This window comes from Vibrio sp. MMH1-50 (genome assembly GCF_022347645.1).
In the GTDB taxonomy this organism is placed as follows: domain Bacteria; phylum Pseudomonadota; class Gammaproteobacteria; order Enterobacterales; family Vibrionaceae; genus Vibrio; species Vibrio harveyi.
In genome coordinates this window covers 173,562-194,943 of record NZ_JAKRGG010000010.1, presented here as the reverse complement: position 1 = coordinate 194,943, position 21,382 = coordinate 173,562, and the positions used below count along the sequence as shown (strand labels likewise).

Genomic DNA, 21,382 nt, shown 5'->3' with positions numbered 1-21,382 from the left:
AGAGCCGAAAATATCGGCTCTTTGATGGTTTTACTTGATGGCTTAGTGGAAGAAGTCCACTTGGTGTTTCAAGTTTTGTGCTTGCTGTTGCAGCTCGGTCGCACTGTGTGATGTTTTTGCACTCGTGTCACGGCTTTCACGGTTCAACTCACTGATAGAGTGAGCATTTGCCGCGATTTCTTGAGAAACTTGTGCTTGTTCTTCAGACGTTGCCGCAATTGCGTCTGCTTGAGAGGCGATGGATTGAACTTGACCCGCAATGGCTTCAAGCGCTGTGCCTGCTTCTTGTGCCTTATCAAGTACCTTATTCGCGTTTTGCTGACTTTCCGTCATCATGCTTACGGCATTGCTTGTTGAGCCTTTAAGTTTCTCAATGATTTCCACAACGTCTTTCACCGAGGTTTGAGTGCGATGAGCCAGTGTACGAACTTCATCTGCTACGACCGCAAAGCCACGACCCTGCTCACCAGCTCGCGCTGCTTCAATTGCAGCATTAAGAGCGAGTAGGTTAGTTTGCTCAGCAATTTCATCAATCATTTTCGTGACAGTTTGGATGCTTTCACTATCACGGTTTACTTGCTCAATCGCTGCCGCAGATTGGTCTAGCTGATCGTTGAGCTGTGCCACATCAATGCAAACCCCTTCAACTACGCCCAAACCAGATTGGCTATCTGTGTTTGCAGAGCGGACGTTTTCTGCAATTTGTTCAACCTGTTGTGCGACAGATTGAGCGGATGATGCCATCTCCTCAATCGCAGTCACAACTTGTTCAACCTGTTCTTGCTGAAGATCGGATTGCATCAAGTTGCGGTTCGCATCATCCACAACACTTGTTGAGTTGCTCTCAACTTGGTCGCTTGTTGTTCGAATTTGACCAACTAACTCGTTCAATTGCCCCGCCATGTTAGCGACGCCGTTGTTCAGGTTAATGATTTCATTTTTAGACGCTTTTCCTGATGCAGGAATATCAATACTTACTTCACCTTTCGCTAAGCGGTTCATATAACCGTTCAGTACAGTGAGTGGGTTTAGCATGCGGTTTAGAACCAATGTCAGCACCAAAAATGTCGCCGCAGCAACAATGACAGAGATAGTCGCGATCAGTTTAAGCAACGTTTGGCTGCCTTTGGTCACTTCGTGGATAAATGTGCCACCCAACAGCTTCCAATTCCAACCAGGCACTTGAGTGTAAACAAGGTATTTCTCACCTACCGTTCCTTGATATTCAAATGGGTATCGAATCAGACCACTGTCTTGTTCGAATAATTGGTGGAAAGGCTTGTTACCGTTGTAGTCAGCAACTTCTTGAATCGGTGGCTCACTTTCTGTTCGTGTTGGATGAAGAAGGTAGTGACCTTGGTTACTTTTCTCATTATCCAAGATAATGGTGTAACCCGTATCTCCCCATTTTACAGTCTTTAATGAGTTGAAGAGATCTTGTGTCGCGCGCTCAACAGGGAGACCGATAAAAGAAATTCCTTGGACCCTACCATTTGCATCTTTTAAAGGGGCGTAGTAGGTGATGTAGCGCTCACCATAAAGTTTGATTTGTGCGTAGTAAGGCTGACCACTCATAAGTTTCTGATAGCCCGGGTGATTTTGACCAAGTGTCGTTCCCAGAGCTCGCTTACCTTGAGGATCTTTTAATGATGTTGCAACACGAATGAAATCATTTCCTAGTGGGGCAAATAGCGTTGCGATAGCGCCAGTATCACGCGTAAAGGTATCCACCAATTTGGTATCACCAATCAGGCTTTCGCTGTATTGGGTAATGTTTGGAACCTGGTGACCTTGAAAGTCGACAGTGTAATTCTCTACATATACACCAGCTAGATACCCATTACGGAAAGTTGATTCCAGAACTTCTGCCGTGTGTAAATAAGCGTTGAATTGACCGGCAATGGTTTTTGCCATCGATTCAACTTTAGATTGGTGTTCTTTGAGGGTGTTTTCTAAAAGTACGTTAGAAGCGTTTTGATAAACAAGCGCAGCAATGCTTGAAAATGCGATGAGTAGACACAGCGTGATTACCAGCTTTAGCTGAAAACCGACACTTTGGTTTCGATAATTGTCTAGCATGTAGTGTCATTCCTGATATTTTTCGATGTTATAAATCTTGTATCGGCATGCTATCGATTTATATGACGTGTTTTTTTGATTTTTATTAAGTTAGTTGTCAAAAAACCACCGCAACCAATAGCTTAGGCACTAACTGACCGTTAATTAAGCAATTTTCTTTCAAAAAAAGCTCGAAACTTTGATTTTAAGTTGGAGCAATGATGACCAATTTCCTTTCGCTAGATCGAGTTGTCGCCTAGAGATGTAAGATGACAAAACTCATACCTTAGATTTTTGTCACGTTTATCCTTGTTTTTTATAGGTATTGTTAGTGTTTTCTTGCGTGAAATATATGCTCATATGACAAAGAAAATCATTCTAGACACAGACCCAGGTATCGATGATGCGATGGCTATTCTTTTTGCAGAAGCTCATCCGGATGTCGAGCTTATGGGTATCACTACCGTTTATGGTAATGCGACCATAGACAATGCGACTCACAACGCGCTGTACCTAAAACAGAAGTTTGGTATGAATGCTATCGTTGCCAAGGGGGCGGATAAACCTTTAATAAAAGCACCTGTCGGAGCGACGGTTGTCGTGCATGGCGAAGAAGGCTTTGGCGATGTGAAGGCACCAAGCTCACTGAATGTAACTGCTATTGATAAGCCCGCTTATCAGTACATTATCGATAGCGTTCGTGAGCAGCCGGGAGAGATTATCTTAGTGGCTGTTGGTCCACTTACTAACCTTGCTCTGGCACTGGAAGCGGACCCTGAAATTGTTCACTTAGTTAAGGAAGTGGTTGTGATGGGTGGCGCTTTTGGTGAGAACGACCATAGAGGCAATGTCACGCCATACGCAGAAGCAAATATTCATGATGATCCTCATGCCGCAGACAAGGTATTTACTGCATCATGGCCGGTGGTGATTATTGGATTAGATGTCACAGAGGAGAGCTTCTTTACTGGTCAATACCTTGATCAACTTCGAGATGATGCAGGGGAAGTGGGGCAGTTTATTTGGGATGTGAGCCGTTATTACCTGAAGTTTTATTCGGAAAAGGTAGGGATGGATGGATGTCATGTTCACGATCCTTCCGCTATTGCCTATGTGATTGACCCAACACTCTTCAATCTGCGTTGTGGGGCTGTAAGAGTGGTTACTGATGGACCGGCAGAAGGTATGACGATCCAGAAAGCCGATCAGCGCAAATATATGAATGATGAATGGAGCGTATTCTCTGCGCAAAATGTCGGGGTAGGAGTGAAGAATGAGGCACTACTTTCGCTTTATCGAGAATCGATTATTCGTTATGGCACGCAATAACACAGATGAGTTTATCGGTAATAGTCGATGACTTGGACTGATTTCCACTGGTTGTCTGACTCGACGGGACGTATGAAAGCATTCAACTTTGAAGCTTGGTTCTGATTGTCGAAGGTTAGCCCTTCAATTTTCTTAAACGGTTTGTTCGTCTCGTAGAACCTTTCGAAGGTTACTTGGGTATACATCCAAATAAAAGAGTAGCGGACAGTGGTATCAGGAAAACAGTGTGTTTCATCATATGTGCCTTTTTTAGACGAATGTGTTTTTGCTCCGATGCTTGTACTTTAAAGTATGGCACTGGCTACCAAAACCTTGTACCTGCTGGTGGCAAAAAGGTCGGTTGAACCGACCTTTGAGTAGTGTTAATGGGCAGAAATCACAGTAATAAGCTCGTGAGTCTCGCCTGGCTGCAAGGTTTTGCCTTGCTTGATACTTGGTGCATGTACCGTGGACTCAACACACAGCATGGTCTCGTAACCATTGTCTGCCATATCACCCATGCCTTGTGCTCCTGTAGCCCAAGGGTTCCACAATACCGCAGAGTTATGACCTTGGTTTTCTACACTTAGTGTGCGATTCAGTACCGCGTCTTTCACCAAGATTTGTGCTTCTGGTTGAGTGTAAACACGGTCAATCGTATCAGTCAGTTGAAGGACATCACCGCCTTGGCAGATTTCACCTTCTTTTAAGCTGTCGATGTATTCAGGTCCCATGCCTGTTGTTTGTGCTTGCTTGATATCACCAACGTTTAAGTAGGTATGAAGTGCACCAGAGAATGTCCACTCTGCATCATCGATGTTGGTGACTTTTAATGTCACTTTCAATTGGTCGCTGATTTCAACCATCAAGCGAGCATCAAACATGTGTGGCCAGATGTCGTGAGTTTCTTCAGTTGGGAATAGAGCGAGTTCAACGATCACGCCATTATCATTTTCGCGGTGTTCAGCTAGTTCCCATTCCGCCGTGCGAGCAAAGCCATGAGCCGGTGCCGCAATGCGACCAAACCAAGGCCAACAGACAGGAATACCACCGCGAAGTGCTGCTTTACCATCAAAAATTGCTTTCTCACTCATCCAGATGAGGTCTTCTTTACCCGCTGGTGTAAATGACACAACGTGACCGCCATGTAGCGCGATGCCTGCCGTTGCTTTCTCATGAATAACGCGGACGACTTTAACCTGATCAACTTCAACGATAGTGACGTTGTCAGATAACACAGTGAGTGCTGGGAGAGTTTTTAAATCCATGTGTTATTTCCTATAGCTGGGGGAGAGCGTTGTCGATACTTGCAGAACAGATGTTATATCGATTTTATATTCTCTCAAATTCCAGATACAAAAAAGGCGACTCTAGAGCCGCCTTTTCTTTAACGAAGTTATTCGCTAATTGCTAACTGTCTAATTACTTAGAGATGTGAGCGATTAGGTCTAGAACTTTGTTTGAGTAACCGATTTCGTTGTCGTACCAAGATACAACTTTAACGAAGTTATCAGTTAGAGCGATACCAGCTTTAGCATCGAATACTGAAGTTTGAACTTCGCCGATGAAGTCTTGAGAAACAACTTGGTCTTCAGTGTAGCCTAGTACGCCAGCTAGTTCGCCTTCAGAAGCTTCTTTCATTGCTGCACAGATAGCTTCGTAAGATGCGCCTTCTTTTAGGTTAACTGTTAGGTCAACTACAGAAACGTTAGCTGTTGGTACGCGGAAAGCCATACCAGTTAGTTTGCCGTTTAGTTCTGGAAGAACAACGCCTACAGCTTTAGCAGCACCAGTTGATGATGGGATGATGTTTTGAGAAGCACCACGACCACCGCGCCAGTCTTTAGCAGAAGGACCGTCTACAGTTTTTTGAGTTGCTGTAGTAGCGTGAACTGTAGTCATAAGACCAGATTCGATACCGAACTTGTCGTTAAGAACTTTAGCGATAGGCGCTAGACAGTTAGTAGTACAAGAAGCGTTAGAAACGATGTCTTGACCAGCGTAAGTAGCGTGGTTAACGCCCATTACGAACATTGGAGTAGCGTCTTTTGAAGGACCAGTTAGAACAACTTTCTTCGCGCCAGCAGTGATGTGCTTACGTGCAGTCTCGTCAGTTAGGAAAAGACCAGTTGCTTCTGCTACTACGTCAACACCGATTGCGTCCCATTTTAGGTCTTCTGGGTTGCGCTCTGCAGTTACACGTACAGTTTTACCGTTAACGATTAGGTTACCGCCTTCAACTTCAACAGTACCGTTGAAACGGCCGTGAGTTGAGTCGTACTTAAGCATGTATGCCATGTAATCTACGTCGATAAGGTCGTTAATACCTACAACTTCGATGTCGTTGCGCTCTTGCGCTGCACGGAATACGAAACGACCGATACGGCCAAAACCGTTAATACCTACTTTGATAGTCATTATAGTTGCTCCACAACTTAATTTCTGATTAAAGATAACTGGTAGTAAAATTACAAAATCCAGTAAACATCTGCAACAGATAATCGGACTTAACTTGTTTAAAGTCAAAAAAAAGCGACGCTTTTTTTAACAATTCTTCGCAAATGCTCGTTTTTTAAACTTTTAACTGGTTATTCTACATTCCAGTTGGCGTAATATAACTTTCGAGATAAGAACTCGTATCAAATTAATTACACATGGTGTCCTGGTGAGAAAGTATGTGCTACAACTGTTACGAGAAGCAAGTTTTTTGCTAAAAAAGTCATTGCCAAAAATAAGAAATAAGGAACAGAAATTGGTAGAACAAAGCGGAAGAAAAGTAACGAAGTCCGATGAACAGTGGCGTGAGCAGCTTTCAGAGGAAGAGTTTCGCGTGTGTCGTGAGCATGGTACAGAGGCTCCGTTCAGCGGTAAACTGCTTCACAATAAAGACACAGGTGTGTATACCTGCACATGTTGTGATGCCCCTCTATTTATCTCCGATAACAAGTACGATTCAGGGTGTGGATGGCCAAGTTTTGATGCACCAATTAATGATACCGCGGTGCGCTATCTAAAAGATCTAAGTCACGGAATGGTTCGTACAGAGATCCGATGTGCGGCTTGTGACAGCCATTTAGGTCACGTTTTTGAAGATGGACCGCAAACAACAGGCGAACGCTATTGTGTAAACTCAGTGTCGTTAATTTTCAACAAATCCGACCAATAACGCCATTTTGGACTGAAAGAATGTTTCATCCTTTCAATTAATATAAGACAAACGATTACTCTACAAATAAAAAAACTCCCTATATGAATGGGAGTTTTTTTATTTTATAAATCGCTTGTAATCATCCTTGGCGAATAATTTCCTTTCTCTATTGCCTTAGATATTGATTTAGCAAGATCGTCTAATTGTTCATATTTCTCTGGCTGTGCAAAGTTGAACATGCGTTTTAACTGCTGCTCATCTGCAAGGGGAACATCGAAGCGCTTAGCCACCATTGCCCACAAGTACGCTTGTGCTTTGTTTCCCTGACCTTGGTTGATGCTTGCTAAGGATTTTAAAATCTCAGGGTTTAAGTTGTCCTCATTCGACATCGATAGTGAATTATGAAGTAATGTTAATGTTTTTTGCTGATCGCGGTTGGTATAGAACGTTGCCAAGGCGTATTGCATTTCTGCTGTATTCAGTTCTGGCGAACCTTCCATTTGTAAAAACTGTCGGCGAGCTTGTGTGTCACCTGTTTGCGACCATAAAAAATAGAGAGTGGCAGGGTCTTTTGTACCTTTGAGCTCATTCACAATGCGATCTAGTTCATCAATGCTGTGCACCAAGGCATCAAAGCGTTTACGCTTTAACGCACTTTGATCGATAGGCGTGATTTGCGAAGCGAGTTCTAGACACTTGCGGTACTCTGCCACCAAGCCATATTCGATCACTTGGTTGGCTTCAGTCGGGCTCTTGAGCAATTCAAAACGATGCCAGACAAGATTCGTACGCGGAATTCGACATTGACCATCGTCCATATTTAACTTCTCGCAGCGAAGTTTGGGGTTGTTTTGACACAATTCTTCCGTTGTGACATTGCCTTCAAAGCAGCCAGTTAATGTTAGGCTGAAAAGGCTTGCTAGTAACCAGTATGTTCGTTTCATGGTTTTGCTTGTGATCCGTTACACCAATTCATTTTCAGGTTCTTGACTCTGTTTTCTATACCGTTATGTTCTGTAAATAGAATGTAATAAGAAGGTACATTATGGACGCAGAACAATTATTAGATGCGATAACTCCAGAAGTCTATGATCGATTGGTTTACGCAGTAGAAACAGGTAGATGGCCCGAGGGTACACCACTTTCTCAAGAGCAGCGAGACTCATGTATGCAAGCTGTGATGTTGTATCAATCAAAACATAATACTGAAGCTCAACATATGACGGTTGCCGCTGGTGGTGAAATCAGCTTTAAGTCCAAGCAAGAATTGAAAAAACAGTTTAAACAAGAAGAGAGTGACATCGTTCGAGTTAATCCAAACCTCAACTGATTCACCTTTTAGATGTAAAAAGCCCAATCATTTCGATTGGGCTTTTTCGTGTTCGGTGGAACCATTAACGTGTTATAGACTCATTTCACCTCGAAGCACTTCTTGCATCTTCAGTTTGATCTCTTCATAAGACAAGTTTTGGCTTAGAAGATAGTGAAGTTTCGCAAGTGCCGCTTCTGGTGTCATATCAAAGCCGCTGATCACGCCAGAATCTGCCAGGGCACAACCTGTCGCATAGCCACCCATGTTCACTTTACCTGCCAAACATTGAGTCAGGTTTACGACGATCACTCCACGTTCTGAGGCTTCTTTTAAATGGCCAAGTAGTTCAGGGTTTTGTGGTGCGTTACCTACACCGAACGTCAACAGGATCATAGCGTTAACTGGCTGGCGTAGCGTGTTGCGGATTACTTCGTGTGAAATGCCAGGGTACATGGTGATCACACCAATTGGCTGTGGCGTGATGTTGTGTACTTTGAACTCACCTTCTGGTTTTGCACCAACCGAAACATTGTTACTGATTTGGATATTGATCCCTGCTTCCAAAAGCGGTGGCAGGTTAGGTGAAGTAAAGGCATTGAATCCATCTGCGTGAGATTTGGTACTACGGTTACCACGCATCAACTGGTTGTTGAAGAACAGTGTTACTTCGTTGATTGGGTAGTTGGCCGCAATGTGCAGAGCATTAAGGAGGTTTGCTTGTCCGTCTGAGCGTAGCTCAGCCAACGGAATCTGTGAGCCTGTCACGATAACGGGCTTACCTAAATTTTCCAACATGAAAGACAAGGCTGAAGCGGTGTATGCCATGGTGTCAGTACCATGCAAAATCACAAAACCATCATATTTTTCGTAGTTGTCACGGATGTCGTCTGCGATTTGCTGCCAGTCAGCAGGCGTCATATCTGAAGAGTCGATCAGTGGTTCGTACTCGTGGATAGTGTATTCCGGCATTTCTGGACGGTGGAACTCGGGCATACTGGCTAGTTGCTTTTCCATAAAGCCAGCCACAGGCACGTAGCCGTGATCCGATTTTTGCATACCGATGGTGCCACCGGTGTAAGCGATGTAGATATGTTTTCTAGTCATCGTTCTACTTTACTTCATGTAGGGGAACAGTGGCGGGGATTATAGCGAAATGAAACCTAATAAAAAGGGGCATCTCGCACAGAGACGCCCCTTTTTGGCTAAGCTAGGAAAGCTATTGCACTTGGCAGTTCAAACAGAACGCATATTGACCTTTTGGATCGTTAAAGCTTTGCAGCATGCTTGCGTCTTGCTCAAATTGTTGAGCGACAGGTTGAAGGCTCTTTGGTAAAAACGCAGTCGCGTCGATACCGAGAGATACTTTGACCTGATTCATAAACTCTTGGATCAGTTGTTCTGTTGGCGATAGTGGCTCTTCGACCCAGTAGATATCGTAGTTGTCGACTTCTGCTAATTTCGCAGCCAGTTCTACCGCATCATCGAAGTCACCCATTTGGTCAACCAAGCCGAATGACATTGCGTCTTGACCTGTCCAAACTCGACCTTGTGCCACTTTGTCGACGTCTTCCACAGACATATCACGGTTGGACCCCACCAGTGAAATAAAGCGCTTGTAACCGTGCTCAATGCCAAGCTGGAATGCTTGAGACGCACCTTCAGACAATCCCGTTGTGATACCGTCACCTGAGAATGGTGAAGTGCCTACGCCATCGGTGCTGATACCAAGTTTAGTGAAGCCTTTTTCAAATGTAGTGATCACACTGAAGATACCAATTGAGCCTGTCAGCGTTGTTGGTTGAGCAACGATCTTGTCTGCGCTCATTGAGATCCAGTAACCACCTGATGCAGCAAGGCTAGACATAGATACGACCACAGGTTTACCTGCTTCTTTAAGCGCTTCCACTTCATTACGGATCACTTCTGAAGCAAATGCACTACCGCCAGGGCTGTCCACTCGAAGTACGACTGCTTTTACCTTGTCGTCATTACGAGCTTGGCGCAGTAGGCTTGCAACCGTATCGCCACCAACAGTGCCACGTGGTTGCTGACCATCCATAATCGCACCGCTCGCGACGACAACAGCAATGTCATTTTCAGACGGCATTAAGTTAGGGCGCATGGTCGCTAGGTAATCGTAGTAACCAATTGCGTTGTAACTGTCCTTGCCATCACTACCAAATTCTTTTGCGAATAACTTTCGAACGTCTTGACGCGTTGCAAGTTCATCTACTAGACCCATTTTCACAGCAAGTTGTGCAAGATCACCATCAACGGATTTCATTTCAGCAAGGAGCTCATCCATTGTTGGGTTTAGTACTTTTGCATCAATGTTACGGTTAGTCGCAACGTCATCGACAAAGGCACTCCAAAGTTGGGTTATCCAGCGTGTTGCTGATTCTTTCGCTGCATCAGACATATCGTCACGGATGAAGGGCTCAATTGCGGATTTGTAGGTACCAACACGGAATACGTGTGTTGATACGTCTAGCTTCTCTAACAAGGTTTTGTAGTACATTGAGTAAGAGCTGTAACCCTTGATCAACACGCCACCATCAGGTGCTAGGAACACTTTATCTGCATAACTTGCCAGGTAGTATTGGCTCTGGTTGTAGAAGTCCCCGACGGCATAGACAGGCTTGCCTGACGTTTTAAATTCGTTCAACGCTTTGGCGATGTAGCGAAGCTTGGTCAGGTTGGTTTCCGGCATATCGCGTAAAGCTAGGACTAAGCCAGAAACTTTCGGATCGTCTTTGGCGTAACGAATGGTATCGACGATATCGAAGAGTACGTTTTCTTTCGGAATTTCGTTACCTAGGATTGAACCTGCGACGGAGTCCATTGGATTAACATAACGGCGCTGCTCGACGATAGGACCAGAAAGGTTCATCACAAGAGCCGATTCTTTTTCAACAGTAGGTTGACCTTCACCAGTGTATGTAAAAGCAAAGTAAAAGACGGCAATCATCACTAGGAAGATCAAATTTGCCAGAGCAAGTCTGACAAAGGTAATGGCTTTCCATATTCCCTTAAATATCAGACCAATAAATTGGAAGATTTTTTTCATCTTGTCTCCATAACGAGATAGTCATTCCCTAATAGTACAAAGTATGGGGTCTTATCTCTAAGATCTCAAAAGATAACAATTTTTTTAGCTTATCACGCTCATTCAACAATTGGCATAGTTTAGCGCGAGATTGACGTGTGTTGCAAAAATGTAAACGCTTGTTTGATTTTTTGGTTTTTGCGGCGTACTGTGGTCAGACCACAACAATAAAAATGGATGTTTAGTGATGTCTGCCATGTACCCAAATTTGTTAAAACCATTGGACTTAGGTTTTACACAGCTACGAAACCGCGTCTTGATGGGATCAATGCACACCGGTTTAGAAGAACACAAAGAAGGACTACAAAAGCTTGCGGCGTTCTATGAAGAGCGTGCGAAGGGCGGTGTAGGTCTTATCGTGACGGGTGGCTTTTCTCCAAACTTACGTGGTCGACTACACCCTTTGAGTGCTGAGTTTAGTAAGCCGAAACACGCTAAAGCACACCAGGTTGTGACAGAAGCCGTACATAAACATGGTGGCAAAATCGCTTTGCAAATTCTTCATGCCGGACGTTATGCGATGCACCCATTCGCGCAAAGTGCGTCGGGAATCAAAGCTCCGATCGCAAAATTTGCACCTAGTGAAATGAGCGAACGTCAGATCAAAAAGACCATCGACGCTTTTGCTAACAGTGCTGAATTGGCACAGCTTGCGGGTTACGATGGCGTGGAACTGATGGGCTCTGAAGGTTATTTGATTAACCAGTTTTTATGTAAGCGCACCAACATGCGTTATGACGAGTGGGGCGGCAGCTACAAAAAACGCATGCGTTTCCCGGTTGAAATTGTCAAAGCGGTGCGCAAAGCGGTTGGTGAAAAGTTCATTATTATTTTCCGACTCTCTATGCTTGATTTGGTTGAGCAAGGCAGCACCTTTGATGATGTGATTGAACTGGCAAAGGCACTAGAAGAAGCGGGTGTAACCATCATCAATACGGGTATCGGTTGGCACGAGGCTCGTATCCCAACGATTGCGACTCAAGTTCCGCGAGGTGCGTTTACTTGGGTTACTGAAAAAGTCAAACCTCACGTTTCGGTTCCTATTATTACTTGTAACCGAATCAATACCCCTGACGAAGCTGAACGTATTCTCTCTTCTGGACACGCTGATATGGTATCAATGGCGCGACCTTTCTTAGCTGATCCTTACTTTGTCGCTAAGGCTGAACAAGAGAAGTCCCAATTGATTAATACTTGCATTGGTTGCAACCAAGCGTGTCTGGATAACGTATTTAAAGGCAAGCGAGCGAGCTGTTTGGTCAATCCGCTCGCCTGTTATGAAACAGAAATTGTCGTAGAGCCCGCATTCAAGAAGAAAAACATTGCCGTTATTGGGGCGGGTCCTGCCGGTCTTGCGTGTGCTACTACACTGGCTGAGCGTGGACACAAAGTGGATCTGTTTGAGAAAAATGACCGCATTGGAGGGCAGTTCCGCTTAGCGATGCAAATCCCGGGCAAAGAAGAATTCCGTGAAACGATTCGTTACTTTGCAAATCGCATTGAGGAAACGGGCGTTAACCTTCACCTAGAAACAGAAGCTAACTATGACTTATTGACCGAATACGATGAAGTGGTGATGGCTTCGGGTGTAGAGCCTCGTAAAGTTAAAATCGATGGCATCGATAATCCAGAAAAAGTGATCGACTATCAAACACTCATTCGAGATAAAACTCCTGTAGGCGAGAAAGTTGCCATTGTTGGTGCTGGTGGTATTGGTGTCGATGTAGCCACCATGCTCACTGAGCCAGTTGGTCAGACGTTGGATGATTGGCTACACGAATGGGGAATCGACAAAGAGATGTCTCAACCAGGCGGTTTATACCCTTATCCTGATGCTGTTAGTGATAAAGAAGTATGGGTTCTACAACGTCGTAAAGGTCGTGTCGGTAAAGGTCCGGGTAAAACTACGGGTTGGATTCATAAACGCACATTAGAGAAACGCGGTGTTCACTTATATGGTGGCGTGTCTTACGACAAGATAGATGATACTGGTTTGCACATTCATGTGAATGGCAAAGAACAATTGTTAGCTGCAGATAAAGTGGTGATTTGCGCCGGTCAAGAGTCGGTTCGTCCATTTGAAGACAAGTGGCACGAGCTTGGTGAAAAACTGCATATTATTGGCGGCGCAGATCATGCAGGAGAACTTGATGCGGTGCGCGCTATCCGTCAAGGCGTCAAACTTGCTGTAAAACTGTAGTTATCTGTGACGGATCTTTTTCATTCTTAACCTTTTGTGGCTGCGCCTTGTGCGCAGCTTTTTTTATGGTTTTAAACCCTATAAAACAGAGTGTTATTTGCCAAAGTGGATTATGCTAAAGTGAACGCGTAAAAATAATAACTCACCTAATAAGGACTTGTTCATGGAAGCTCTCGATCTTTTGCTCAACCGCCGTTCTATTGCCAAGTTGTCTGAGCCTGCACCAGAAGGGCAAGCTCTAGAAAATATCATTCGTGCAGGTCTGCGAGCGCCAGATCACGCAGGATTGACGCCTTGGCGTTTTGTTATTGCTCAAGGGGATGGTCTTAAAAAGTTGTCAGATATCCTTGTGAGAGCAGCAGAAGCTGAAAACAGCGAAGACGCGGTGATAGAAAAAGTGAAAAACGCGCCTTTTCGCGCGCCTATGGTTATCACTGTGATTGCTAAAGTGATAGAACACGAAAAAGTCCCAGAACTGGAACAATATCTGTCTGCAGGTTGTGCGGTGCAAGCGATGCAAATGGCGGCGGTTGCCCAAGGTTTCCAAGGCTTTTGGCGTTCAGGAAAGTGGATGTTCCATCCAGAAGTACATCAAGCGTTTGGTCTTGAAGGCAAAGACCAAATCGTAGGTTTCCTGTATTTAGGCACCCCTGGTTGTACGCCAATGAAAGTGCCAGAGCGTGAACTGTCTCAATTCGTTGAGTTTCAATAATCTAGAATCGTGACCTTATCACTGTTCATCTGTACAGTTTTTCTTGATTTGTTAGGGGGACATTAGATAATGTCCCCCTCATTGTTTTGATTTTCTGAACTTTATGTCTCGTCTGTTTATTGCTGAAAAACCAAGTCTAGGTCGCGCTATAGCGGCTGCGTTGCCAAATCCTCAAAAGAAAGATCAAGGCTTTATCCGCTGTGGAAACGGTGATGTCGTAACTTGGTGTATTGGTCACCTGTTAGAGCAAGTAGAACCTGACGCTTATGACGAACGGTATAAGAAATGGAATCTGGCTGATTTACCGATTGTTCCACAGCAATGGCAACTGAGACCGAGGAAGAGTGCCAGTAAACAACTCACAGTGATCCGTAAACTTCTCAAAGAGGCTACGGAGGTCATTCATGCAGGAGACCCTGATCGAGAAGGGCAACTGTTAGTGGATGAGGTTCTGGACTATTGCAAACTCTCCAAAACCAAAAAAGAAGCCACTCAACGATTGTTGATTTCGGACTTGAACTTGCCCGCAGTAAAACGAGCCTTAAGCTCGATGCGCAGTAACCGCGACTTTATTCCTCTTTCTGTTTCTGCTTTGGCGCGTTCTCGAGCCGATTGGCTTTACGGAATGAACATGTCGCGTGCTTACACTTTGCTGGGCCAAAAAGCGGGCTATCAAGGTGTTTTGTCAGTAGGGCGGGTGCAAACTCCAGTGTTAGGTCTGGTGGTCCGTCGTGACGAAGAAATCGAGAACTTTGTGCCGAAAGACTACTTCACGCTGCATGCTTTAATTCCATATCAAGATCAAAATGGTTCGTTTGATATACGTGCGCGTTGGAAACCTAGTGAGGCGTGTAAACCATGGCAAGACGAAGAGGGGCGTGTTCTGAGTAGAAAGCTCGTAGAGAACGTGGCGAATCGCATTGCCAATCAGCCCGCCAAAGTGACCGAGTCAGAACAAAAGCAAACCAAACAATCGGCTCCGCTTCCTTATTCACTATCTGCGTTACAAATCGATGCTGCTAAACGTTATGGGATGAGCGCACAACAAGTACTAGATACCTGTCAGGCTCTCTATGAAAAACATAAGTTGATCACTTACCCGCGTTCGGATTGTCGTTACTTGCCTATGGAGCATTACGCACAAGCGGGTTCTGTTACCTCTGCTATCTCCAACAACGCCAAAGAGCTACAAAGTGCGGTGCAAGGTGCGGATTTGTCAATTAAGTCCAAAGCGTGGAACGACAAAAAAGTTGATGCTCACCACGCAATTATCCCAACGCCTAAACAAGCAAATGTGAACGCGTTGTCAGGTAATGAGATGAAGGTGTATCAACTCATTGCACGTCAATATTTAATGCAATTCTATCCAGCTGCCATTTACGCAGAAGCGAAGCTTGTATTTGATATCGCTGGTGGCACGTTTATCGCTAAAGGTCGCCAGTTGGTTTCTCCGGGGTGGAAAGCACTCATGGGGAAAACGGACAAAGAGGACGAGGGCATCGATGCTGTACCGCCATTACAAGAAGGTACGGTACTGACGTGTCGGGAAGGGGAAATTAAAGACCGTAAGACAGAACCTCCAAAGCATTTTACTGAAGCGACATTGCTGCAAGCGATGACTGGGATTGCGCGTTACGTAGCAGACAAAGAACTGAAGAAGATCTTACGCGATACAGACGGTTTGGGAACAGAAGCGACCAGAGCCGGCATTTTAGACACTTTGTTTAAGCGCCAACTTTTAACGCGTCAGGGAAAGTCGATTTTAAGCTCACCAGCAGGGCGTGGTTTGATCCATGCTTTGCCGATGGACTCGACTTATCCCGATATGACAGCACATTGGGAACACCAATTGCAGGGTATGGCAGAGCGAAATCAAGCTTATCAACCTTTTATGCAGGCGTTAGAGCAACGTATCGATGGTTTGATGGGCGAGGTGAAGTCCGGTCCTATTCCAGATTCTTTACGTCACCTTCCTAAGGTCGAGCGTCCTGCATTTAAACGCAAGAAGCGCAGCTATTCCAAAAAGAGCACATCAAAGTCGAGTACAGGCAAACGTATACCCAAGTGACTTCAAGATGCAGGATTCAGAGCGTTGTCATTGATTCGAGGTCAAGGAAAACAACGCAGCGTAATAGCCAGCTCTTTCCAAGTTGTTTGACGCAGCCATTTGTTTGACTAAAAAAGCGAGTCAAAGACACGCTCCCAAAGGGCGCTCTTTGCAAATATAAGGGTCTTGGCTTATATACTTTGTTGCCGATTCTTGAATTAGACCCACTAAACCTTTAAATCGCCGTCGCGTCTACAAACCAAGTTATTCTCGCTGAACCTAGCATCTCGAGGTTACTTGGGTAGAAAGCGTCTAAATAATCAATAAGCGAAGCGGCACCTGGAGCGCCGCTTTTTATCATTTATGGATCGCTGCTAATCAAATAGCTCCCCATTACTTTGTATCGCACCGCGCACATCATCTTGCGTTAAAACACGCTTTCCTAAATCTTGCTTTACTTGTCGTCACAAGTCGACAAGCGTGTCTCGGTTCGCTTGAGTTTGACGTTTACCTGCACTTCTCAAGCAGTAATTGAGCTCATGATCTTCACTGAAATTGACCAGATCTTTATCTGCAGCCATGGTTACTCTCCTTAGTGGTCGATATCCTCACTAAGTCTGGATAGGAATGAGTGAAATTCAAGTAAAGTGATGAGATAAAGAAGGGGGGATAGAAAGATCACGACACGATTAGATTGTCGTGACCCAACTTTAAGCTATTGATTGCGAAAGATTACCAAGGAAGCATGGTTCCGTCGTAGTTGATGAACTGACCAGAGTTTTCCTGCGAGCTTTGCTCTATTACTTTTGCAAGACCTACTGCGGAGGTTTGAGTATCGATAAGGGCGTTTGGTCCGCCCATTGCTGTTTGTACCCAGCCAGGGTGTAGAGCGAGTACGGTAAAACCTTCACCTGTTAAATCATTACTTAAGCTTTTTACTACTGAGTTTAGTGCAGCTTTAGAAGAGCGATAGATGTAACCTCCTCCAGAGGTATTTTCTGTCATGCTGCCAACTTTAGAAGAGATACATGCGATCTTCTTAGTTGTCCCTTTTTTCATTACAGGATAGAAGCTCTCGACAAGCTTTAAGGGCGCGATCGTATTTATCTCGAATACTTGACGCCATTCATCAACGTCTGTATTTCCAAAACCATAACCTTTCGGCCCGTAATACCCAGCATTGTTGATCAGCAGATCGATAGCAGGGAGTTGGTTAGCTAACTCAGTAACATCGTCGTAATTGGTGACGTCTAACTCATGCAAAGTTAACGTGTCATAGTTTGATGCTAACGCTTGCAGATCTTTGCTTTCTGCTAGATTGCGACTGGTCGCATGTACGTGAGCACCTTGTTGTAAATACAGTGTTGTTAGGCTCAAGCCTATGCCGCGATTTGCTCCGGTGATAAAGACTGTCTGACTCATGGGTGTGCCTATCTGTGTGATTCAATTAGGTGATATAGAAGTAAGATCATTGTGTTAGCTCAGAGCAATAAAATCAACCAGCCACCAAGCTCCAACCATCATTGACATGAAAAGCGATATCGCGCAAAAAGAGCCAAAGAAAGCGCCAAGGATCGTATATAACGTTTTGTTCATAATGAAAGGAAATTAATTGATATTGAAAATCATTATCAATTAATTTCCTTTTTAATCAACTCTTGGAGTTGGTACTATTTCACAATGATTGTTGAAAAGAATGTCTCATGTTGCCACTGATCTATCATCCCATCTACTCACAACTGGAACTGCCGGAAGGTCACCGTTATCCAATTATGAAGTACCAATACCTTTATCAAGCGGTGAAGGACAAGTTGGTTCAACAAGATTGGGGACAACATATCGAATTTTCCCAACCTCAACCGCTTAATGTGGATGAGATCAAGCTGGTTCATAGTGGGGAGTATGTGGATTTGCTTGTTAGTGGCGATATGCCGGCAGCTAAAATGCGTCGAATAGGATTTCCTTGGAGTGAGACCTTAGTCTCGCGGACGCTTATGTCGACAGCGGGCACCGTTTTGACTGCAGAAAAGGCATTAGAGCACGGTGTCGCGATTCACCTTAGCGGTGGCTACCATCATGCGCATAAAGATTTTGGAAGTGGTTTTTGTCTATTCAATGATTTGGTGATCGCGGCAAAACACATGCTGGAGACAGAGCACGTAGACAAAGTGCTTATTATTGATAGCGATGTGCACCACGGTGATGGTACTGCAACTTTATGTGCAGACGAGCTTGATATCATCACCCTGTCTTTCCATTGTGATAAGAACTTTCCCGCGAGGAAACCGGATTCAGATCTCGACGTTCCGTTGAGCCGAGGAACCAGTGACGATACTTTCTTAATGACGTTTAAAGAAGTGGTTGAAATGGCGCTCAACCTGCACCGCCCGGATATGGTTATCTATGATGCGGGTGTAGATATACATACCGACGATGAACTTGGTTATTTTGACGTATCCACGCAAGGGATATATGAACGAGACCGTTTCATAATGCAGTTGATGAAAGATAAAGGGATTCCTGTTGCCGCTGTTGTTGGTGGTGGGTATCGAAGTAATCACTCAGATTTAGTACCCATTCACATGCAGCTTATCAATGCCGCAGAAAGCGTATATAAACCACGATAGTAGAACCAATGATTGTGAAAGGTGAGGCACTGATGTCTCACCTTTTTTATTGTGGCAAGCCTAAGACCTATACTTAAGGTGAGTATTGTCAAAAAAGAGGCGGCAGCGTATGGATTTTACGGAAAAGCTGCGTTTGCGGGAGAAAGCAATCGAAGACCTATATTTTGCAGAAGTTGATAAAAAGTTAATCGAAGCTTTGCATGAAAAGCAAAATCAAGAAGGGTTAACCAAGTCGCGGGAATGCGATGAAGACGACATCAATAATTAACGGGTTTTACACTTGATTGGGATGTTAAGATGGGAATCCTTTCCCTTTTTATTTTCCTAGCCTTTGACGTTGTCTAAGCAACAAATAGATGGATTTAGCACATGCCAGAAAGAGAGTCCTGTCATTTGCCGAGATAAATATTAGGCTAGCTGTAACCTTAGCAACAGTTATAAACACCTTATAATTCGCCTAATAATAAATGTAAGTCACTCTCAAGGTACACCTACACTTCAGGTTGTGGGCTTTTTTCTTATCAGTTGAGGAGTGATAAATGTTTGGAGTAGTGGCACTCTTTTTGATTCGCATCGCAACGAACATTTCTAAGAGTGGCTACGTATCGAGGTTGTACTCAACTAGGGATTTAGAAACCCCGTAATTCTCCGAGCGCTAAAACGATAAAAGCTCGTTGATTTCTCGACGAGCTTTTTAAATGTGGCTGAGTGCGGGGACGCCTAGTCCGGGGGGGCGCTCAACTAGGGATTTAGAAATCCCGTAATTCTCCGAGCGCTAAAACGACGAAAGCCCGCTGATTTTTCAACGGGCTTTCTAAATGTGGCGGAGAGATAGGGATTTGAACCCTAGATACGCTATTAACGTATGCCGGTTTTCAAGACCGGTGCTTTCAACCACTCAGCCATCTCTCCGTTGTTGAGGCGCATAATATAAGGCTTTGAAAATCTTGTAAACCCTAAAATGAATCGTTTGGACGTTTAGTGCACGATTTTGTGTTGTTTGTGGAGAAAAGAATCAAAAAAGCTCTCCGGGTGGAGAGCTTTTGTTCAATTAATTGCTTTTAGAATAGAAGCGTTGAAGCTCTGTCAAACCTTGCATTAGAACAGGCAGTTTAGGCGATGTTTCGCGCAAACGCTTGTAATTGTCATCGTACAGCTTGTAGTTACCAAACTTATCGATAACGGTCGTTTGAGAGCCGGTGATCAGTGCGATTTCACGTGTATCGCCGGCTAAGATCCAACGACGGCGACTTTCATCAAACAAATTACGCCCGCTGCTGTAATCGTATGGGTTTGAAGATACGCCCAGCATGTCTTGCAACAGTGTCACTGACAAGTCTAAGTGGCTTGTACTGTGGGTAAATTCCGCTGGTAGCATACCTGGCCAATGGATAACCATAGGCACTTGCAGTTGATATTTGCTGTAGTTGCTGTTTGCGCCCCAACTGTTGGTATTGGTTTCGTTGAACTCGCTACCATGGTTTGAGGTAATAACCACAATCGTGTTTGCAAGCAGTTGCTTTTCTTCTAGGTCTGCGATGATCTTCGCAACTGTTTTATCAGCCGATTTTACCGCTTGCTCGTAAGCTTGCTTGAATCGCTCGCTAGCAGGGAGCTCTTCATTTGCTGCCATCGTTTCTGATTCGAAGTTATCAACGGTTGTCACTTCAATGAAGCTAAACCAAGGCTGCTGGGCTTGCTCTGTTAGCCATGTGTTCCACGCAGAAATAGATTGTGGATCGGTATGAGCTTGGCTTCCATCGAGTGAGTTTGCCAAGTTTAAGCCGCGGAAGATAACTTCAGAATACAAGTCTTCTTCAAAGCCATTGCCACTGAATAAACCAAAGCTATAACCCTGATCTTTCAGTACATCTAGCATAACTGGTGCGCTACCTTGAGCTTTGATGCTACTTGCGTAGCTACTCGGTAAACCATAGAACAGACCAAATGCACCGTATGTATCATTGCTCGAACTGTAATGATTAACAAAGTTTTGATTGTCTTGTGCGAACTGGTACAAGCTCGGCATTTCGTCTTGGTTCAATGCGTCGGCACGTAAGTTGTTCACGCTAATCATCAGCACGTTTAACTTGTTAACACGACGATTGAATTCTAGCTTCTCTAGTGGGTAGCTTACTAAATCAATATTACCTTGGTTCTCAGCTAAGCGTTTTAGGTACTCTTCGCGGTCAAGAAGACCGTGTTTTTCCATAAAGCTCTTCGCTGTCATAGGGTATGACAGTGGGAAGTTAGAGCGTTGGCTGGTAATAGGATTGTAAAAGTAAGCATCAGCCCAGATGTAAACCAAATGGCTTGCGATGAAGCTTAAGAAGAACACGGCGGCCAATGGTCGACCAACGTGTTTATGAGAAAGTTTGCGCTGTTTACGCCATACCCATTCAGATAAAGCGAGTTGAACAAGGAAGATCAGCGGCATCACAACAAATAAATGTTGGAGATCTGAGCTGAGTGCGCTTTTGTCTTCGCTAAACAACAACTCCCAAACCACAGGGTTTAGGTGCAGATTAATTGATTGATACGCTTGAGTATCAATCAGCAGCACGGTTTGACCAACCGTAGCAAATATCACTGCCACCAAACGGAAGAGTTTCCTAGATGGCAGGACAAACGTTAGCGGAAATAGAACCAATAAGTACAGAGCAAAAACAAGAAAGCCAAAATGCCCCACCCACGAAACCGCCAAATAGAATTGACCCATCAGGGTTTCTGGCCAAGGCGATTGAACGATATAGCGTGTACCTATCAACATCGAAGCGACGATGTTGAAGAATGCAAACCAATGCCCCCAACCTACTAGTCGGGATACGCGTTCGCCGTATGAGTTTCCGCTGTCTACCATGTAC

Annotated in this window: 16 protein-coding genes, 1 tRNA gene and 1 pseudogene; 8 read left to right on the top strand and 10 right to left on the bottom strand. The window is 44.5% G+C overall.

The features are described from left to right. Positions 1 to 42: 42 nt before the first annotated feature. A complete protein-coding gene (locus tag MHO32_RS10680; RefSeq protein WP_239211727.1) occupies positions 43 to 2,079 on the bottom strand; it encodes a methyl-accepting chemotaxis protein in 2,037 nt (678 codons plus the stop codon). 339 nt (positions 2,080 to 2,418) lie between these two features. Here MHO32_RS10680 and MHO32_RS10675 point away from each other — a divergent pair, with 339 nt between their 5' ends. After that, complete coding sequence (locus tag MHO32_RS10675; protein WP_050907297.1) at positions 2,419 to 3,387, top strand: nucleoside hydrolase; 969 nt, start codon at positions 2,419 to 2,421, stop codon at positions 3,385 to 3,387. Positions 3,388 to 3,749: 362 nt separating this feature from the next. Here MHO32_RS10675 and MHO32_RS10670 read toward each other — a convergent pair whose 3' ends face one another. Next, a complete protein-coding gene (locus tag MHO32_RS10670) occupies positions 3,750 to 4,634 on the bottom strand; it encodes a D-hexose-6-phosphate mutarotase (protein WP_239211713.1) in 885 nt (294 codons plus the stop codon). 154 nt (positions 4,635 to 4,788) lie between these two features. Further along, complete coding sequence (gene gap / locus MHO32_RS10665) at positions 4,789 to 5,784, bottom strand: type I glyceraldehyde-3-phosphate dehydrogenase (protein ID WP_005452046.1); 996 nt, start codon at positions 5,782 to 5,784, stop codon at positions 4,789 to 4,791. Positions 5,785 to 6,118: 334 nt separating this feature from the next. Here gap and msrB point away from each other — a divergent pair, with 334 nt between their 5' ends. Next, on the top strand, positions 6,119 to 6,532 hold the full coding sequence (gene msrB, locus MHO32_RS10660; RefSeq protein ID WP_005452043.1) for a peptide-methionine (R)-S-oxide reductase MsrB: 414 nt from the start codon (positions 6,119 to 6,121) through the stop codon (positions 6,530 to 6,532). 104 nt (positions 6,533 to 6,636) lie between these two features. On the opposite strand, the gene MHO32_RS10655 is transcribed toward msrB, so the two are convergent. After that, on the bottom strand, positions 6,637 to 7,458 hold the full coding sequence (locus MHO32_RS10655; RefSeq protein ID WP_239211709.1) for a DUF2989 domain-containing protein: 822 nt from the start codon (positions 7,456 to 7,458) through the stop codon (positions 6,637 to 6,639). 101 nt (positions 7,459 to 7,559) lie between these two features. Here MHO32_RS10655 and MHO32_RS10650 point away from each other — a divergent pair, with 101 nt between their 5' ends. Next, complete coding sequence (locus MHO32_RS10650) at positions 7,560 to 7,844, top strand: YeaC family protein (protein WP_005444637.1); 285 nt, start codon at positions 7,560 to 7,562, stop codon at positions 7,842 to 7,844. A 72-nt stretch (positions 7,845 to 7,916) separates the two neighbouring features. On the opposite strand, the gene ansA is transcribed toward MHO32_RS10650, so the two are convergent. Beyond that, positions 7,917 to 8,930 (bottom strand): asparaginase, encoded by a 1,014-nt coding sequence (gene ansA / locus MHO32_RS10645; protein ID WP_017189343.1) that lies wholly within the window; start codon positions 8,928 to 8,930, stop codon positions 7,917 to 7,919. 112 nt (positions 8,931 to 9,042) lie between these two features. Then, complete coding sequence (gene sppA, locus MHO32_RS10640; protein ID WP_005444641.1) at positions 9,043 to 10,893, bottom strand: signal peptide peptidase SppA; 1,851 nt, start codon at positions 10,891 to 10,893, stop codon at positions 9,043 to 9,045. Between the two features lie 226 nt (positions 10,894 to 11,119). Here sppA and MHO32_RS10635 point away from each other — a divergent pair, with 226 nt between their 5' ends. From MHO32_RS10635 to MHO32_RS10625, 3 genes are all read left to right on the top strand, one after another. Further along, positions 11,120 to 13,132: an NADPH-dependent 2,4-dienoyl-CoA reductase gene (locus tag MHO32_RS10635; protein WP_009698533.1), complete on the top strand. Its 2,013-nt coding sequence runs from the start codon at positions 11,120 to 11,122 to the stop codon at positions 13,130 to 13,132. A 163-nt stretch (positions 13,133 to 13,295) separates the two neighbouring features. Further along, entirely contained in the window at positions 13,296 to 13,844 is a 549-nt protein-coding gene (locus MHO32_RS10630) for an NAD(P)H nitroreductase (RefSeq protein ID WP_239211706.1), read from the top strand. A gap of 103 nt (positions 13,845 to 13,947) precedes the next feature. Beyond that, positions 13,948 to 15,912 carry a DNA topoisomerase III gene (locus MHO32_RS10625; protein WP_017817824.1) on the top strand — a complete coding sequence of 655 codons (1,965 nt, stop codon included), beginning with the start codon at positions 13,948 to 13,950 and terminating at the stop codon, positions 15,910 to 15,912. A 353-nt stretch (positions 15,913 to 16,265) separates the two neighbouring features. Here MHO32_RS10625 and MHO32_RS10620 read toward each other — a convergent pair. Together MHO32_RS10620 and MHO32_RS10615 are read right to left on the bottom strand one after the other, a co-directional pair. Beyond that, a pseudogene (locus tag MHO32_RS10620) lies at positions 16,266 to 16,472 on the bottom strand (hypothetical protein). Between the two features lie 151 nt (positions 16,473 to 16,623). Continuing rightward, on the bottom strand, positions 16,624 to 17,313 hold the full coding sequence (locus MHO32_RS10615) for an SDR family oxidoreductase (protein WP_239211703.1): 690 nt from the start codon (positions 17,311 to 17,313) through the stop codon (positions 16,624 to 16,626). Between the two features lie 281 nt (positions 17,314 to 17,594). Between MHO32_RS10615 and MHO32_RS10610 the strand changes: the two genes are divergently transcribed. Beyond that, the gene (locus tag MHO32_RS10610; RefSeq protein WP_017189346.1) at positions 17,595 to 18,518 is read left to right on the top strand and encodes a histone deacetylase family protein; all 924 of its coding nucleotides are present in this window, start codon (positions 17,595 to 17,597) and stop codon (positions 18,516 to 18,518) included. A gap of 109 nt (positions 18,519 to 18,627) precedes the next feature. After that, positions 18,628 to 18,786 carry a hypothetical protein gene (locus MHO32_RS10605; RefSeq protein WP_005444649.1) on the top strand — a complete coding sequence of 53 codons (159 nt, stop codon included), beginning with the start codon at positions 18,628 to 18,630 and terminating at the stop codon, positions 18,784 to 18,786. 553 nt (positions 18,787 to 19,339) lie between these two features. On the opposite strand, the gene MHO32_RS10600 is transcribed toward MHO32_RS10605, so the two are convergent. Together MHO32_RS10600 and MHO32_RS10595 are read right to left on the bottom strand one after the other, a co-directional pair. Further along, positions 19,340 to 19,430: transfer RNA gene (locus MHO32_RS10600), tRNA-Ser, on the bottom strand. A 139-nt stretch (positions 19,431 to 19,569) separates the two neighbouring features. Continuing rightward, on the bottom strand, positions 19,570 to 21,378 hold the full coding sequence (locus tag MHO32_RS10595) for a DUF3413 domain-containing protein (RefSeq protein WP_009698525.1): 1,809 nt from the start codon (positions 21,376 to 21,378) through the stop codon (positions 19,570 to 19,572). Positions 21,379 to 21,382: the final 4 nt, after the last annotated feature.